This is a genomic window from Maricaulis sp. MIT060901, from assembly GCF_047123815.1.
Lineage (GTDB): Bacteria > Pseudomonadota > Alphaproteobacteria > Caulobacterales > Maricaulaceae > Maricaulis.
The window spans coordinates 684,802-699,465 of the sequence record NZ_CP138920.1 but is presented as its reverse complement, the minus strand read 5'-3'; the positions used below and the strand labels follow the sequence as shown (position 1 = coordinate 699,465).

The window sequence follows — 14,664 nt, the reverse complement described above, 5'->3', positions numbered from 1 at the left end:
AGGGGTAGTTTGGGCGAGTATCCATAAACTGCAATTTCAAATTGAGTTTGTGTTCTAATGAAAACGCCGGCCCATTCAGGCCGGCGTCAATAGGAGAGCGCAATGTTTCGGTTTCCGAAATGCACTCTCGTCCTTCGGGTGAGGAGAAATCGGATCAAAGGCTGGACGCTGGAGATCCGACTATCTATCGCCTAAAGGGCGGCCAAAGGGGACAGTTCGTACCTGTCCCAAGCGGCCCTTGGAGCATAACACAATGCAGGGATGTGCGGAAGTTCCGCCGCCTTCTTCCCAGCCGCGGCCGGTTGGGGGCGGGTCAAGGGGTGGTTGATACCAAACTGGCGACACCAATGTTTTGATGGCGGATCACAATCGGGTCAGCTTTGATCAATTGCGGTGTTTCCACGATATCTTCGACGTACAATGCACATCCGCTTTTGAGATCAAATTCACCCGCATGCCGATTGCGGAGCAGAATACGACGCACCGACGAGCCATCTATGCGAGTGAGCGGTCCTCTGTCTGGCATGTCGACGATTACTCCTGTGCACCTAATTAGGCCATCGCCTAGCGAACAGTGTCTGGGAACGCCATCGGACACGAGTTCAAACACACTTACCGGCACAGAATAAAACTGCGCCGAAATCATATCTGGCACAAAGCGTAGGCTGAGCCGCATTGAATTACGCCTACGCCGCTTTCTTGCCCGCCGCCGCCGGCTGGGGCCGCGTGAACAGGAGTTCGCCATCCTTCGAACCTTCGGGTTCGAAGCGATAACCACCGGAATCAAACTTCACAAGGTCGGCCGGGTCGGTGACGCGGTTTTCGATGACCCAGCGAGCCATCATGCCACGGGCTTTCTTGGCGTAGACCATAAGCGCGCGCAGCTGGCCGTCCTTTTCTTCCTTGAAGTTCGCGGTGATGACCCGCGCTTTCAGGGCCTTCCGGTCGACGGATTTGAAGTATTCGTTCGAGGCCAGATTGAGGATGACGGGGTCCGCGTCTCCGTCCATGGCGGCATTGAGATCCTTGGCAATCGTCTGGCCCCAGAAGTCGTAGAGGCTTTCGCCGCGGCGGGTGTGCAGCTTGCGGCCCATTTCCAGGCGATAGGGGTGGATGCCGTCCAGCGGGCGCAGCGTGCCGTACATGCCGGAGAGAAGGCGCAGATGACCCTGGGCCCAGTCGAGGTCCTCGGCGGAGAGGCTGGCCGCGTCCAGACCGCGATAGACCTCGCCGTTGAACGCAAAGGCGGCCTGTTTCTCGCCCGGCTGTTCGGCGTCGAACGCCTGGAAACGCTCGCGGTTCAGCTTGGCCAGATCATCATTGATCTTCATCATCGTCTTGATCTTGGAGATCGTCAGTCCACGCGTGGTTTTCGAGAGGATGCGCGTCTCGTCGATCAGCGAGGGCTGCGTCTTCGGCAGATCGCGATCAACCGGGTCGAAATTCATGTTCTTGGCGGGCGACAACAATACGAGCATCGGGCGAATCTCCTTTGTCCCAGAGATAAGCACAGGCAGGCGGCTAGGGAAGGGGCGCGCTGGTGTGTGATGTTACACACCGGCTCGCCCGCTTCACTCGGGTCTGGATAAAGGGCCTACCAGCGGCGCTGCAGAATGGAGGGATCCACGCGGTTTGGGCGGGCTTGCTGGTAGGAGCTGAACAGTGAAGTGAATTCGCGCACATCCAGGGACTGGTCGCGGCAGATCAGCTGGCCGCGGGTGTTATAGACACGCAGATCCACATTGAGGTCGTCCGGGCCCGTAGACCAGCGTCCATCGCGACGGGAATTGTCCTCATGGCGCGCGGTCAGGATCGTTCGCAGCAGGAGCGTCTCACCCCAGGGGTGCGGTGAGAACTCGCCTTCGGCCTCAACCAGCGTCTCGCGACCTTCGCGGATGTGGATGGAGTAGGAACCCGGTCGTTCGGTGCGGGTCTTGGCGACCAGCTCGCCGCTGCCATCGCGTTCATACCAGCGCACAGCGCAGTCCTCACCGGGCTGCAGGGGCAGGCCATAGGGCGCGCGTTGCGCATCGGCGGCAGCGGTCACAGCCAGGGCAGCAAGGGCAGCAGACAGGATTTTCATGGGCGAGCTCCGTCGTTTCGAACCTCTTTGTAGGTCGGCTTGGCTGAGCCAATCCTGAGCTGCGTGTTCATCTGGCAGACAGGGGCGGTTGCGATCACTACTCTACAACAAAACCCGCGGATTCATGATGCCTTTCGGGTCCAGGGCGGACTTGATCGCTTTCATGACCTTTACATCGACCGGTTTGCGGCTGGCCAGTTCCTCGCGTTTGAGGACGCCGATGCCATGCTCGGCCGAGATGGAACCGTCGAACTCGGCGACGGTGTCGTAGACGATGCCGGAAATGCCGGAGGCGTTGGCCATGAATGCCTCCGCCTGGCCCGGGCTGGGGGAGGCGAAATTGAAGTGGACATTGCCGTCGCCGACATGGCCGAAACAGAACACCACCGCTTCCGGATAGGCCTGGGTTACGCGTTCGCTGCCGAGCTCGATGAATTCCGCCATGCGCGAAACCGGGATGGAGACATCGTGTTTGACCGAGCGGCCATAGGCACGTTCAGCCTCGGCGATGCTCTCGCGCAGGCGCCAGAAATCCCTGGCCTGGGTCTCGTTCTCGGCGATGGCACCGTCCTTGATGAGGCCCTGTTCAAAGCCGTCTCCCAGCGTCTCCTCCAGCGTTTCCCGGGCACCGTCGGCGCGGCCGAAGCTGAGTTCGCACAGCACATACCAGGCCTGTTGGGTTTCCAGCGGGTCACGGGTGCCGGGCACGTGTTCCAGAACACGCTCCAGGGCGATGCGCGGCAGGATCTCGAAGGCGGTCACGGCATTGCCGGACAGGCGTTTGGCCAGGCCCAGGAAGGTTACGGCGTCCTCGACACTGTCCATGCCGACAAAGGCCAGCTCGGTGCGGGCCGGGCGTGGGAAGAGTTTCAGCGTGGCCGCGGTGATAATGCCCAGCGTGCCCTCGGCGCCGATCAGCAATTGCTTGAGATCATAACCGGTATTGTCCTTGCGCAGGCCGGTCAGCCCCGACCAGATCGTGCCGTCGGGCAGCACCGCCTCGAGGCCCAGCACCAGCTCCCGCGTCATGCCGTAACGCAAGACCTGCACCCCGCCGGCATTGGTCGAGATCAGGCCGCCGATCATGGCCGAGCCCTGTGAGCCCAGCGCCAGCGGGAACAAGCGGTCGGCATCGGCGGCGATATTCTGCAGGTTTTCCAGCACGCAGCCGGCCTCGACGGTCATCGAGTCATTGCCGATATCCATCTCGCGGACCCGGGTCATGCGCTTCAGCGAGATCAGCACTTCGCCTTGCGGCGTTGCGGCGCCACACAGCGAGGTATTGCCGCCCTGGGGGGTGATGGCGATGCCGGCTTCGGCGCAGATCCTGACGGCCGCCGAGACGTCTTCGGTTGAACCCGGCTTGAGCAGGATCGGGGTCGAGCCCTGATAACGGCCGCGCCAGTCCTCGACATGCGGGGCCAGTTCGCTGGCGTCCTCGCTCCAGCCTTTTGGCCCGAGCGTGTCTTTCAACGCCAGGCGGATTTCGTCGGTCAATTGCGTCATCAGCTGTCTCTCGGTGCTGCAGCGCGTTGCAGCCGGTCATTGATGGCCTCGCCCAGGCCGGTTGCGGGAATGGGCGCGACGGCAATCGTCGCCGCGCCACTGGTATCAAGCTGTCTCAGCGCGGCGAACAGGCCGGTGGCCGCTTCCGCCAGATCGCCGGTTTCAGAGAGGTTGAGATCGCCGGCGACCTGGCCAAAGCCCAGCAGGACTTCGTCATCGCGCGCCTCGCTTGCGTTCAGTCGAACCTTGGCGCCGGGTGCGTAATGGCTTTTCAGCATGCCGGGGCTGGCCGGTGTGGCGCTGTCTTCAACGCGTTGAAGCGGGCCGGTCAGCGGTTCGATGGCGCCGCGATCAAGACCACCGGGGCGCAGCAGGCTGGCGGTCTCATCCTCGACCATGACCACGGTGGATTCGACACCGACCGGGCAGGCGCCGCCATCCAGGATAAGATCGATCTTGTGCCCCAGGCCTTCAAAAACGTGCTGCGCTGTTGTCGGGCTGATGGAGCCGGAAGGGTTGGCGCTGGGTGCGACCAGCGGCCGGTCGACCGCGCGGATCAGCGCCTGAGCCGCTGGATGGGCCGGAGCGCGGATGGCGACACTGTCGAGACCGGCATTGGCCAGGTCGCAGATCGGTGCCGTGGATTTTTTCGGCAGGACCAAAGTCAGCGGGCCGGGCCAGAAGGCCTGCATCAAGCCGCGCGCCAGTTCCGGTACATGCGCCAGCCGCGCCGCCATGGCCGCATCGGTGACATGGGCAATCAGCGGGTTAAAGCGCGGACGTCCCTTGGCCTCGTACAGACGAGCAACGGCATCCGCGTCGGCGGCATTGGCGGCCAGGCCGTAAACCGTCTCGGTTGGCATGGCCACAAGCCCGCCGCCGCGCAGGAGGTCTGCAGCGCGTTCGATGGCCTCGTCATGGCTGGCGGGAATAATTTCGGTACTCATGCCGCACAGCTAGCGCCATGCTGCACTGCAACGCAAGCCTAGTTCGCGGCATCTGCCTCGATATGCAGCACGATTGTGACGTTTGCGGCGGTATCGCCCCATCCCGAGGCACCGACACCGTAATCGGAGCGCGCGATCTCAAGCTCGGCATCGGCGACAGCACGGCCGCCATCGATGGTGAGAGAGAAGGGCAGGACCACGGCCTGGTCAGTGCCGCGAATACTCAGCGTGCCATGGGCTTCATAACCGGTGTCGGTCGCACGTACATCCTCTGACACGAAACGCGCTGCTTCATGGCTCTGAGGCGCGAGGCCTTCCTCGCTCAACATGGAATCATCCAGCTGGCCATTGCCGGTCGAGCCGCTGGCCGTGCCGACACGGGCTTCGATGCGGGCATTCTCCAGATCGGACGGGTCCAGTGTGACCGCGGCCTCATAATCGGTGAATTCACCTTCGACAGACCCGCCAAAGGCCTGCGTGACAAAGCCGACGCGGCTGGCATCTGAGTCGAGTGTCCACTCCTGCGCTGCGGCCGGTGCTGCGAGAAGAGCGATGGAGACGGGGAGGAGGGTACGCAACATGGTGGGGCTATCCTTTGAGTAAGGGGATCATGCGGGCGAGGAGATTGTCCCGGTCGAGGAACTGGTGTTTCAGCGCCGCCGCTGCGTGCAGACCGACCAGGATGAGGATCACCCATCCACCAGCACCGTGGGCCGAGCCCATCGTGTCGGCAAAGGCCTCGGTCTGCGGGACCGGCAGACGCGGCAGGGTCAGGTCCGGATTATTGAAGAGATAGGACGGGAACGGCGAAGCGGAAGAGGCCATCCAGCCGCCAACCGGCATGCCGATCATGATCGCATAGAAAGCCATGTGCGTGCCGTGGGCGACCGTTTTCTCCCAGGGTTTCATGCCCTCGGGCAGGGCCGGGACCGGATGTGTGAACCGCCAGCCCAGCCGGATCAGGCTTAGCATCAACACGATGATGCCGGTGGTCTTGTGCATGTTGTAGGCGGCCTGGACTTCGGTGAGCGTGGTGCCGCCCCCGGCCTGGGCGTCTTCCAGCAGGCCATCCATGTACCAGCCGAAAAACACCATGCCGACCAGCAGGATGGCGAGCAGCCAGTGCAGAATAATCGCAACAGTGGAATAACGGGCCTCAGTCATCGAGTGCTCCTGTCCTTAGAAACTCGGCTTCGATCTCAATAAACACATCAGCGCCGACAATGGATTGTGGCAAATTGCCAATGCCAAAGGCCGTGCGGTCAATCTGCATTCGCCCGGAAAAGCCCAGGGCGCGTCGCTGTTCGAATGGATTTAATACACCGCCATGGAAGTCGATCTCCATCACGGTGTCGATCTCGCGCCCGTTGAGAAAAAGCGTGCCGGTCGCGCGTCCGCTCGCTTGTGAGATGACCTCGATCTGTGTGCTTTCAAAGCGGATCTGTGGGCTGGACCCGGCATTGAGCCAGCCATTGGCGAGGTCCAGGTCAAATTCGGTGTCGCCGGTGGAAATGCTGGCAGCATCGACCGTGGCGACCAGTCGGGCTGTTTCCGGCGAGGCTGGGTCGAAGTCCAGGCTGGCATCCATCGTGTCAAAGCGGCCGACATACCAGGAAATGCCCGTATGCCGGACCCGCCAGGCGACACTGGTATGGCTGGGGTCGAGTTCCCAGCTGCCTGTTGGCAGGCGCGCAGGCGCGGTGACGGGGGTAATGCAGGCGCTGAGAACCAGCGCGGCAAAAGGTATCAGATGACGTATACGCATGGCCCCAATCTATTCTCACACCTGCAGAATGTAACCGCTCTTGCCGTGAAAGCTGAGAAAATCACCTTTTCCAGTCTCGCAAGTTTCGTTTTGCGCGTTATGTTCGGGGCGCTGGTTGGAGGACTTCATGACATATCAGGCACCCGTCGATGAATTGCGTTTCACGCTCGAGGAAGTGGCTGCGGTAGGCGCAGTCAAATCCGGTGGCGCGTTTGCCGAGTTTTCCGAGGATCTCACCTTTGCGATCCTGGAAGAAGCCGCAAAACTGGCGGGGGGCGTGCTGGCTCCGCTCAATCGCACGGGCGACTTGCAGGGCTGTACGCTCAAGGATGGCGTGATCACCACCCCCGAAGGTTTCAAGGACGCTTATGCCCAGTTTGTCGAAGGCGGCTGGCAGGGGCTGCAATTCCCGGCTGAAGTGGGTGGCATGGGACTGCCGCGCGCTCTGGGCGTGGCCGTGCTGGAAATGATCCAGTCGGCCAACATGGCCTTTGGCCTGGGTCCGATGCTGACTTATGGCGCGATCGAGGCGCTGCTGGCGCACGGCACGCAGGAGCAGCGCGACCAGTACCTGCCCAAATTGCTGACCGGCGAGTGGACTGCAACGATGAACCTGACCGAGCCGCAGGCCGGATCGGATGTCGGTGCGCTGCGCACTAAGGCCGAACCCAATCCCGACGGGTCGTGGTCCATCTCCGGGCAGAAAATCTACATCACCTGGGGTGAGCACGACTGCACGGACAATATCATTCACCTGGTGCTGGCCCGCACGCCGGGATCGCCGGAAGGCACCAAGGGCATCTCGCTCTTCATTGTGCCGAAATTCCTGGACGACGGGACGCGCAATGCCGCGACCGCGATCGGGCTGGAGCACAAGCTGGGCATTCACGGCTCGCCGACCTGTACGATGGAATATGCCGGCGCCAAGGGCTGGCTGATCGGTGGCGAGAATGCCGGCATGCGCTGCATGTTCACGATGATGAATTCTGCGCGCCTCAATGTCGGTGTCCAGGGCGTGGGCATTGCCGAGCGCGCCTATCAACAGGCGCTGGCCTATGCCAAGGATCGCAAGCAGGGCAAGGCCATCGAGGCCGATGGTCCCGGGCCGCACGCCATCATCGAACATCCCGATATCCAGCGCACGCTCGCCATGATGCGCGCCAAGATCGCGGCGTCCCGCGCCATTTGCATCGCCACGGCGGTCGCGGCCGACCTGGCTGAACATGCCGAGGATGAGGAAGAGCGCGCCGCGGCCAAGCGCCGCGAGGAGTTGCTGACCCCGATCGCCAAGGCCTGGTCGACCGATATCGGTGTCGAGGTTGCCTCCATGGGTATCCAGATCCACGGTGGTATGGGCTTTATCGAGGAGACCGGTGCCGCCCAGCATCTGCGCGATGCGCGCATCGCCCCGATCTATGAGGGAACCAATGCCATCCAGGCGCTCGACCTGGCCGGACGCAAGCTCTCGATGGCGGGCGGCGCGGCGTTTGAGGAGCTCTACGCCGATATCGAACAGACCATCGAGTCCTGTTCCACTTCGTCCCACCCCGATCTGCCGCCGCTGGCCGAGCGTCTGGAAGATGGTCTGGACGCGCTCAAGGAAGCGGCCGCCTGGCTCAATACGTCCGATCCGGCCGACCGCCTGTCCGGTGCAACGCCGTTCCTGACCCTGGCGGGTGAGGTGATCGGTGGCTGGATGCTGTGTGTGGGCGCTGTCGCCGTACGTCGTCGCCAGAAAGAGAATATCGGTGACCCGAAATTCGCTGCCGAACGCATCGCCCTGGCCAATTTCTATGCCGAGGCCGTGCTGGCGCTGTCGCCGTCACGCGTCGACGATATCACGATTGGCTATGACATGATTTCGGAACTGGGTTTCGAGGCGGGCTGATCAGACCCACATCGTGGAGGCATTGCCGACGCCGCGGCCGTCCAGCAGGCGGATGAAGCCGACGACATTGCGGATCAGCACCCACAGCCAGATCGCGGCATATCCCAGAAAGCCGATGGGCATCAGGATAAAGGTGAAGATCATCACGGTAGAGAGGACCAGGCCGACCAGCGCCGCCCAGAAGGTGCGGATCTGGAATTCGTAGTGGGAGTGCAGCCAGTTTGGCGCCTGGTCTCTGCGGGCATAGCCGATGATGACGGCGATGATCGATGAGACGCCGATGATATTGCCCAGCAGCATGAGCACATAACCCAGCCCGGCAAACAGCTTGTCGTCGCGGTCTGCGGCCTTGTTGGACGGGGCTTCGTATATCGTGTCGCTCATCGAGGGGCTCCTTTAGCCTGAATGTATCCGGTCCCACGTGGAAGGGCAGGGGGAACAGGGTTGTGACTGTCCCCTGCGACACTGCCGCCACGCTGCGGCAAAATCTGGGCGTGTTGATGCCGAAGGGGTTTCTTGTCGCCGGGTTTCGATTTACCCATGTCGTCGGGGAGCCCTTATGGGCCATAGGGAGATCGGCGCGTGCGCCTGGACTGGATCAAGACGAACCGGAATTTGCTGCAGTTTGTGACGGGCCTCGCTGGCTTGCTCATCCTGATCCTGCTGCATCTTCTGTTCGGTATCAGAGTTGGCTGGCCCTGGGCGCTGGTGGTTCTGATCTGTCCGGCCCTGATCGCGATCTCTCTGGCAGAACAATATCTCGCAGCCGAGCGGCTGTACGAGCAAGAGAGTAACGAGGAGAGTGCGCCATGATCGTCACAATGTCTGACAACGTCCCGGGACACGAAATCGACAGCGTCATCGGACTGGCGCGCGGCAATGTCGTGCGGGCGCGTTTCTTCGGTCGCGACTTCATCGCAGGCCTGCGCAATCTGGTTGGCGGCGAGGTTCCGGAATACACCAAACTCCTGGCCGAGAGCCGTGAGCAGGCCATGGACCGCATGGTCCGCCACGCCGAGGAGCTGGGCGCGGATGCGGTTATCACTTTCCGCCTGTCGACGGCGACTGTTATGGATGGATCAGCAGAAATTCTCGCGTACGGAACGGCGGTAAAACTCAAATGAATCCTCTAGTGCAGCGATTGATGGACCGGGCCGCTGGCGAAGTGCTCGAAATCGTTAGATTTCTCGGCGGAGTGATCGCCGTCTGGCTGGTCCTTGTGACCTTCATCTTTGCCGCATTTCACATCCCGTCCGGCTCCATGCAGCCGACGCTGGAAGTCGGTGATCGCGTTCTTGTCTCCAAATGGGCCTATGGTTATTCGCGCCACTCCCTGCCGCTGGGCATTGGCTATCTGTTGCCCAGTAGTTGGAATGGACGCATTGCCTGGGCGGATCCGCAGCGCGGCGATGTGGTGGTATTCCGCGACGAACGCCAGGCCGATGGTCGTCCGCGTAATCTGATCAAGCGTGTTATTGGCGTTGCCGGCGATACGATCGAGATGCGTGATGGCCGCCTCTACCTGAATGGCGAGGCTGCTCCGCGCGTGCTGGAAGAGGTGCGCACCTATCGCGAAGGCCGTTCGCCTGTCCTGCGTACTGCGACCCTCTATACCGAGGTCCTACCCGGTGATCGCGAACACGAAATCTATGAGCGCACGGATGATTTCGCACTGGACGATTATGGTCCTGTGACCGTTCTGCCCGGCACGGTTTTCGTGATGGGCGATAATCGTGACGCCTCCAATGACAGCCGCGCGCCAAGCGGGCCGGGCCTGGTCCCGCTGGCCAATGTTGTCGGCCGCGCCGAGACGGTGATGTTCACCATGGCCAATTGTCGCCGTGAAGCTGAACTTTATTGCCCGACGGGCCGTGTCTGGAGAGGCCTCTAGGTCATGTCGCGCACGTATCGCCTGCTGCGTCGATTGCCCCGCTGGGTGCGGGCCGGCTTGAGAGAAGGTGTCGAGGCCGTACGCTTCTTCTCCGGCGTCGTGGCAATCTGGTTTGCCTGGTCCTCGATCGCCTTTGCGACCTATTACATCCCCAGCGAAAGCATGCAGCCGACGCTGGAAGTCGGCGACCGTATCATCGTGTCCAAATGGGCCTATGGTTATTCGCGCCACTCTCTGCCGCTGGGGCTGGGGCACTGGTTGCCGGACAGCTGGGACGGCCGGATCGGCTGGGCCGAACCCGAGCGTGGCGATGTCATCGTGCTGCAGTCCCCGCGTGAGGACCTGGTGCTGATCAAGCGCGTGGTCGGTGTTCCGGGCGACAGTATCGAGGTGCGCAATGGCCGCCTGATCATCAATGGTGACCTGGTCTCGCGCGCAGAAACAGAAACGCGCCGTTATCGCCAGCACAATGGTTTTCCGGCTGTCGTTGATGTGATGGCGTTCGAGGAAGAGCTGCCCGGGGCGTCTACACACTGGATCTATGAGCGTACCGACCGTCATCCGCTGGATGATTTCGGCCCGATCTCGGTTCCGGTCGGGCATGTCTTCCTGATGGGCGATAACCGCGACAATTCCATCGACAGTCGTGCCGCGGGCGGACCGGGCTTCGTACCGATGGTCAATATCATCGGCCGGGCGGAGACGGTGCCGTTCACCTTCGAGCGCTGCGATAACGAGCCGGAACTACACTGTCCGACAGGCCGGGTCTGGCGTCCGCTCTGATCCCGCTCTAGTTTCCTGTACTCGATAAAGGGCGGGAGACCAGAATGAGCCTCAAAAACAAGACCATCTTCATCACCGGTGCCAGCCGTGGCATTGGCCTTGCGATTGCCGAGCGCTGTGCACGTGACGGCGCCAATATCGTTATCGCAGCCAAATCCGTGACCGAGGATGCGCGACTGGGCGGCACCATCCACACAGCGGCAGAAGCAGTGGAAGCCGCCGGCGGCCAGGCCCTGGCGGTGCAGTGCGATATCCGCGATGAAGCCAATGTCGAAACTGCGGTCGCCCAGGCGGTCGAGCGTTTCGGCGGCATTGATGCCGTGGTCAACAATGCCTCGGCCATCTATCCGCGCGGCACGGCCGATGTTCCGATGAAGCGGTATGACCTGATGCACGGCGTCAACGGACGTGGCACCTTCCTGGTGACCCAGAAATGCCTGCCGCATCTGGAAAAGGCGGAAAACCCGCACATTCTTGTACTCTCGCCGCCCCTGGACATGCGCCCGCTCTGGTTCGGTCCGCACGTGGCCTATACCAGCGCCAAATACCAGATGAGCCTGTGCGTGCTGGGCTGGGGAGCAGAATTCAAGGGGCGTATCGGCGCCAATGCCATCTGGCCGCGCACAGCGGTTGCCACGGCCGCGATTTCCAACGTCTTGGCCAATGACGAGGCGATGAAGACCTGTCGCAAGCCGGAAATTCTCGCCGACACAGCCTATGCCGTGCTCAACAAGCCGGCGAAGGAATTCACCGGCAATTTCCTCATCGACGACACCTTCCTCTATTCGGAGGGCGTAACCGATTTCGACCAGTATTCCGTCGAGCCGGGCACCGATCTGCTGCCGGACTTCTTCGTGCCGGAAGAGGACGAGGCGCCGACCCCGCCGGGCGTGAAGATCATGGACCTGTCCGGACTGGCGGGCTGACACTATGAGCGTCCTGATCGTGGACAGTCCGGCCAGCGCCGGACACGCAGTGCCGCCGGACAATCCGGAACATCCCGGACGTTATGCGGCGGTCAGGCGCGCGCTTCAGCAGCTTTCTGGCGGTGAGTGGATCGAAAGCCGTTCTGCGACCCGTGACGAGCTGGAGCGGTTTCACACGCCTGGGCATGTGGAGCGTGTGCTGTCGGCCTGTGCTGCCGCCGAAGAAGGTGGCTGGCATGGGCTGGACTGGGACACCCATGTGCAGCAATCCTCGGCTGCGGCCGGATTGCATGCGGCAGGCGCGGCGCTGGAGGCCGTGGATCGTGTGATGGCCGGGGGGCCGCGACAGGCCTTTTGTCTCGCCCGCCCACCGGGGCATCACGCTGAACCGGACCGGGTGATGGGTTTTTGCCTGTTCAATTCCGTTGCCATTGCAGCCCTTCACGCGCTGGAAGCCTACGGGCTCGGCCGGGTGGCGATCATTGATATCGATGTGCATCACGGCAATGGCAGCCAGTGCCTGGCCGAGCGCGATGAGCGTGTCTTCTTCAGTTCCCTGCACCAGGCGCCACTTTATCCCGGCACAGGCCGGGAAGGGGAGACGGGGCTCAATGGCAATGTTCTCAACCTCACCTTCGCCGACAATTCCAGCTCCGCTCTTTGGCGTCAGCGCTTCGAGGCAGAGGTCCTGCCGGTACTCGCGAGGTTTCGTCCGGAGGTCATTCTGGTCTCGGCCGGATTTGACGCGCACGAGGCGGATCCGCTGGGTGGGTTGAACCTGACCGATGCCGATTACGGCTGGGTGGCCGGAAAAATACGCGCGAGCGCGGATGAATTTGCGCATTCCCGGCTTGTTTCCGTGCTGGAGGGGGGATACGACTGCCCCGCGCTTGGCCGGGCTGCTGCTGCCTTTGTCTCGGGTCTGTCCAGCGCGCCGTAGAACCGTCTGTGAGGCGGGGCTATGGCTGGTGCCAACTGGATGAGCGTGAATGTCGAGCCCTGTCCCCGTCAAAGCCCCGCGAGTTCCCGGACGTCTTACCGTCGCCCGGCACGGCAAGCCTGACGCAAACCGCGAGCAGATGCTTGACTGGCGCGGGTATGAGGACTGGTGGGACAATACCTATCAGCCAGCCAGCCTGGTGCCCGGGCAGGATGCCTGTGACAATCTCAAGGCCGCCGCTGCGGCGTCCCATATCGTCTTTGCCTCCACGCTTCAGCGCGCAATCGAGACCGCGCAGGGCGCGGCGCCCGGGCGCGAGCTGGTGATTGATCCGGTGTTTGTGGAGGCCGAATTGCCACCGCCACCGATCCCGGGGCGTTACATGGCCAAGACCTGGGGCGTGTTTGCACGCTGCAGCTGGTGGTTTGGCATGTCCCGCGGCCGGGAAAGCCGGGTTGATGCGGAAGCCCGCGCGCAGCAGGCGGTGAACCGCCTTGTCGAGGCCGCGCAGGAGGGTGATGTCACCGTCTGCGCGCATGGTTGGTTCAACCGCATGATGCGCCCCTATATCAAGCAGGCAGGCTGGAAATGTGTGCATGATGGCGGGGACAGCTATTGGTCCTATCGCCAATACGAATATCGCGGCAAATGACGCGTTGCCCGCGTGCCCGAGCCTGCCTATTGTGCGGCGTGTCCTGGAGAAGACCCAATGCCTGAAACGCCCAATGCCGACATCGCGACCATGAATTTCGAGCAGGCCCTGGCCGAGCTGGAACGAATCGTCCAGCAGCTTGAAAGCGGTGAGGTGGAGCTGGAGCGTTCAATCGCGATCTATGAGCGCGGCGCTGCCCTGCGCGCGCATTGCGAAGGCAAGCTGAAGGATGCCGAGCTGAAGGTCGACAAGATCGTCAAGGGTGAGGACGGTTCACTCTCGCTTGAACCGGCCCAGCTGCACCAGTAAGGACCCGCCCGGGTTTCGTGTGATTTCCAAGTATCAAGCTGCGACCCGCTGAAGGTCGCCCTGTTGAGAGAGCCGCATGAGCGCTGAGAGCTTCGAGCAGAAACTGAACGAGACCGCTGACCGTGTCACCGTCGCGCTGGACGCGCTTCTGCCGCGTGCCGAGGGCCCGGAAGCCTCGCTCAATTCCGCCATGCGTTACGCAGCCCTGGGGCCGGGCAAGCGGCTGCGTCCTTTCCTGACCATGGAGCTGGGTAATCTGGTGCACGGTGACGAGCGCGGTCTGTTGCGTGCAGCCTGTGCGGTGGAGTGCATTCACGCCTATTCCCTGATCCATGATGATCTGCCCTGCATGGATGATGACGACCTGCGCCGCGGGCGGCCGACCGTGCACAAGGCCTATGACGAGGCGACGGCGGTGCTGGCCGGAGACGGGCTGCAATCCATTGCCTATGAAATCCTGGCGCACCCGGACACACATACCCAGGGCGCCGTGCGGGCGCGTCTGGTGGAAAAACTGGCCCGCGCCAGCGGTGCCAGCGGCATGGTCGGCGGGCAGATGATCGACATTATCGGCGAACGCGAAACGCTCGATATTTCAGTGGTTACGCGCATGCATCGCATGAAGACCGGCGCCCTGATCAATTTCACCGCCGAGGCCGTGACCACGCTGAAGGATGTGGAAGATCACATCCGCCGTGCGCTAGAAGGGTTTGCACACGATCTTGGCTTGGCTTATCAGATCACGGACGACCTTCTGGATGCCACGGGAGATGTCGACGAAGCGGGCAAGGCTGTCGGCAAGGATGCCGGTCAAGGAAAAGCCACCTTTGTCACCATTCTGGGCGTTGAGGGTGCCGAGGAACGGTCGCGACACTTGGCCGCGCAGGCCAAGGAGCACCTTGATCCGTTCGGCGAGCGTGCAAATTTGTTGAGGGAAGCGGTCGACTTTGTCCTGAAGCGCCGCTCTTGAAAGG

General features: G+C 62.2%; 19 protein-coding genes. 10 read left to right on the top strand and 9 right to left on the bottom strand.

Annotated features, from left to right (window positions below; translation table 11 throughout):
- Window positions 1–313: 313 nt before the first annotated feature.
- The 8 genes from SIC17_RS03595 to SIC17_RS03560 all read right to left on the bottom strand — a co-directional run bounded on the left by SIC17_RS03595 (window position 314) and on the right by SIC17_RS03560 (window position 6,301).
- Window positions 314–484: a hypothetical protein gene (locus tag SIC17_RS03595; RefSeq protein WP_412546414.1), complete on the bottom strand. Its 171-nt coding sequence runs from the start codon at window positions 482–484 to the stop codon at window positions 314–316.
- 202 nt (window positions 485–686) lie between these two features.
- A complete protein-coding gene (gene yaaA, locus SIC17_RS03590) occupies window positions 687–1,478 on the bottom strand; it encodes a peroxide stress protein YaaA (protein ID WP_412546413.1) in 792 nt (263 codons plus the stop codon).
- A gap of 116 nt (window positions 1,479–1,594) precedes the next feature.
- On the bottom strand, window positions 1,595–2,083 hold the full coding sequence (locus tag SIC17_RS03585) for a hypothetical protein (protein ID WP_412546412.1): 489 nt from the start codon (window positions 2,081–2,083) through the stop codon (window positions 1,595–1,597).
- A 102-nt stretch (window positions 2,084–2,185) separates the two neighbouring features.
- On the bottom strand, window positions 2,186–3,589 hold the full coding sequence (locus SIC17_RS03580; RefSeq protein WP_412546411.1) for an FAD-binding oxidoreductase: 1,404 nt from the start codon (window positions 3,587–3,589) through the stop codon (window positions 2,186–2,188).
- Window positions 3,589–4,536: an L-threonylcarbamoyladenylate synthase gene (locus tag SIC17_RS03575; protein ID WP_412546410.1), complete on the bottom strand. Its 948-nt coding sequence runs from the start codon at window positions 4,534–4,536 to the stop codon at window positions 3,589–3,591. Before SIC17_RS03575 ends, SIC17_RS03580 begins: the two co-directional genes overlap by 1 nt.
- Before the next feature lie 38 nt (window positions 4,537–4,574).
- Window positions 4,575–5,117: a YceI family protein gene (locus tag SIC17_RS03570; RefSeq protein WP_412546409.1), complete on the bottom strand. Its 543-nt coding sequence runs from the start codon at window positions 5,115–5,117 to the stop codon at window positions 4,575–4,577.
- Between the two features lie 7 nt (window positions 5,118–5,124).
- Window positions 5,125–5,700 (bottom strand): cytochrome b, encoded by a 576-nt coding sequence (locus SIC17_RS03565; protein WP_291893869.1) that lies wholly within the window; start codon window positions 5,698–5,700, stop codon window positions 5,125–5,127.
- Window positions 5,693–6,301 (bottom strand): YceI family protein, encoded by a 609-nt coding sequence (locus SIC17_RS03560; protein ID WP_291893866.1) that lies wholly within the window; start codon window positions 6,299–6,301, stop codon window positions 5,693–5,695. Before SIC17_RS03560 ends, SIC17_RS03565 begins: the two co-directional genes overlap by 8 nt.
- Before the next feature lie 127 nt (window positions 6,302–6,428).
- Here SIC17_RS03560 and SIC17_RS03555 point away from each other — a divergent pair, with 127 nt between their 5' ends.
- The gene (locus tag SIC17_RS03555) at window positions 6,429–8,189 is read left to right on the top strand and encodes an acyl-CoA dehydrogenase (RefSeq protein WP_412546408.1); all 1,761 of its coding nucleotides are present in this window, start codon (window positions 6,429–6,431) and stop codon (window positions 8,187–8,189) included.
- Here SIC17_RS03555 and SIC17_RS03550 read toward each other — a convergent pair whose 3' ends face one another.
- Entirely contained in the window at window positions 8,190–8,573 is a 384-nt protein-coding gene (locus tag SIC17_RS03550) for a DUF4870 family protein (protein ID WP_291893860.1), read from the bottom strand.
- 198 nt (window positions 8,574–8,771) lie between these two features.
- Between SIC17_RS03550 and SIC17_RS03545 the strand changes: the two genes are divergently transcribed.
- The 9 genes from SIC17_RS03545 (at window position 8,772) to SIC17_RS03505 (ending at window position 14,660) form a co-directional block, all read left to right on the top strand.
- Window positions 8,772–9,002, top strand: a complete 231-nt coding sequence (locus SIC17_RS03545; RefSeq protein ID WP_291893857.1) for a hypothetical protein — start codon at window positions 8,772–8,774, stop codon at window positions 9,000–9,002.
- On the top strand, window positions 8,999–9,313 hold the full coding sequence (locus SIC17_RS03540; protein WP_291893855.1) for a YbjQ family protein: 315 nt from the start codon (window positions 8,999–9,001) through the stop codon (window positions 9,311–9,313). Before SIC17_RS03545 ends, SIC17_RS03540 begins: the two co-directional genes overlap by 4 nt.
- Window positions 9,310–10,080, top strand: a complete 771-nt coding sequence (lepB, locus tag SIC17_RS03535) for a signal peptidase I (protein WP_291893852.1) — start codon at window positions 9,310–9,312, stop codon at window positions 10,078–10,080. Before SIC17_RS03540 ends, lepB (SIC17_RS03535) begins: the two co-directional genes overlap by 4 nt.
- Before the next feature lie 3 nt (window positions 10,081–10,083).
- Window positions 10,084–10,863: a signal peptidase I gene (gene lepB, locus SIC17_RS03530; RefSeq protein WP_291893848.1), complete on the top strand. Its 780-nt coding sequence runs from the start codon at window positions 10,084–10,086 to the stop codon at window positions 10,861–10,863.
- 44 nt (window positions 10,864–10,907) lie between these two features.
- Window positions 10,908–11,789, top strand: a complete 882-nt coding sequence (locus tag SIC17_RS03525; protein ID WP_412546407.1) for an SDR family oxidoreductase — start codon at window positions 10,908–10,910, stop codon at window positions 11,787–11,789.
- Between the two features lie 4 nt (window positions 11,790–11,793).
- Window positions 11,794–12,729 carry a histone deacetylase family protein gene (locus SIC17_RS03520; protein ID WP_412546406.1) on the top strand — a complete coding sequence of 312 codons (936 nt, stop codon included), beginning with the start codon at window positions 11,794–11,796 and terminating at the stop codon, window positions 12,727–12,729.
- 139 nt (window positions 12,730–12,868) lie between these two features.
- Complete coding sequence (locus SIC17_RS03515) at window positions 12,869–13,381, top strand: histidine phosphatase family protein (RefSeq protein WP_412546405.1); 513 nt, start codon at window positions 12,869–12,871, stop codon at window positions 13,379–13,381.
- A 57-nt stretch (window positions 13,382–13,438) separates the two neighbouring features.
- Complete coding sequence (locus SIC17_RS03510; protein WP_412546404.1) at window positions 13,439–13,690, top strand: exodeoxyribonuclease VII small subunit; 252 nt, start codon at window positions 13,439–13,441, stop codon at window positions 13,688–13,690.
- Between the two features lie 76 nt (window positions 13,691–13,766).
- A complete protein-coding gene (locus SIC17_RS03505; RefSeq protein WP_291893833.1) occupies window positions 13,767–14,660 on the top strand; it encodes a polyprenyl synthetase family protein in 894 nt (297 codons plus the stop codon).
- Window positions 14,661–14,664: the final 4 nt, after the last annotated feature.

Coding starts and splice junctions, on each gene's coding strand:
- yaaA (WP_412546413.1), bottom strand. CDS start 1,478: ATGCTCGTATTGTTGTCGCCCGCCAAGAACATGAATTTCGACCCGGTT.
- SIC17_RS03585 (WP_412546412.1), bottom strand. CDS start 2,083: ATGAAAATCCTGTCTGCTGCCCTTGCTGCCCTGGCTGTGACCGCTGCC.
- SIC17_RS03580 (WP_412546411.1), bottom strand. CDS start 3,589: ATGACGCAATTGACCGACGAAATCCGCCTGGCGTTGAAAGACACGCTC.
- SIC17_RS03575 (WP_412546410.1), bottom strand. CDS start 4,536: ATGAGTACCGAAATTATTCCCGCCAGCCATGACGAGGCCATCGAACGC.
- SIC17_RS03570 (WP_412546409.1), bottom strand. CDS start 5,117: ATGTTGCGTACCCTCCTCCCCGTCTCCATCGCTCTTCTCGCAGCACCG.
- SIC17_RS03565 (WP_291893869.1), bottom strand. CDS start 5,700: ATGACTGAGGCCCGTTATTCCACTGTTGCGATTATTCTGCACTGGCTG.
- SIC17_RS03560 (WP_291893866.1), bottom strand. CDS start 6,301: ATGCGTATACGTCATCTGATACCTTTTGCCGCGCTGGTTCTCAGCGCC.
- SIC17_RS03555 (WP_412546408.1), top strand. CDS start 6,429: ATGACATATCAGGCACCCGTCGATGAATTGCGTTTCACGCTCGAGGAA.
- SIC17_RS03550 (WP_291893860.1), bottom strand. CDS start 8,573: ATGAGCGACACGATATACGAAGCCCCGTCCAACAAGGCCGCAGACCGC.
- SIC17_RS03540 (WP_291893855.1), top strand. CDS start 8,999: ATGATCGTCACAATGTCTGACAACGTCCCGGGACACGAAATCGACAGC.
- lepB (WP_291893852.1), top strand. CDS start 9,310: ATGAATCCTCTAGTGCAGCGATTGATGGACCGGGCCGCTGGCGAAGTG.
- lepB (WP_291893848.1), top strand. CDS start 10,084: ATGTCGCGCACGTATCGCCTGCTGCGTCGATTGCCCCGCTGGGTGCGG.
- SIC17_RS03525 (WP_412546407.1), top strand. CDS start 10,908: ATGAGCCTCAAAAACAAGACCATCTTCATCACCGGTGCCAGCCGTGGC.
- SIC17_RS03520 (WP_412546406.1), top strand. CDS start 11,794: ATGAGCGTCCTGATCGTGGACAGTCCGGCCAGCGCCGGACACGCAGTG.
- SIC17_RS03515 (WP_412546405.1), top strand. CDS start 12,869: ATGCTTGACTGGCGCGGGTATGAGGACTGGTGGGACAATACCTATCAG.
- SIC17_RS03510 (WP_412546404.1), top strand. CDS start 13,439: ATGCCTGAAACGCCCAATGCCGACATCGCGACCATGAATTTCGAGCAG.
- SIC17_RS03505 (WP_291893833.1), top strand. CDS start 13,767: ATGAGCGCTGAGAGCTTCGAGCAGAAACTGAACGAGACCGCTGACCGT.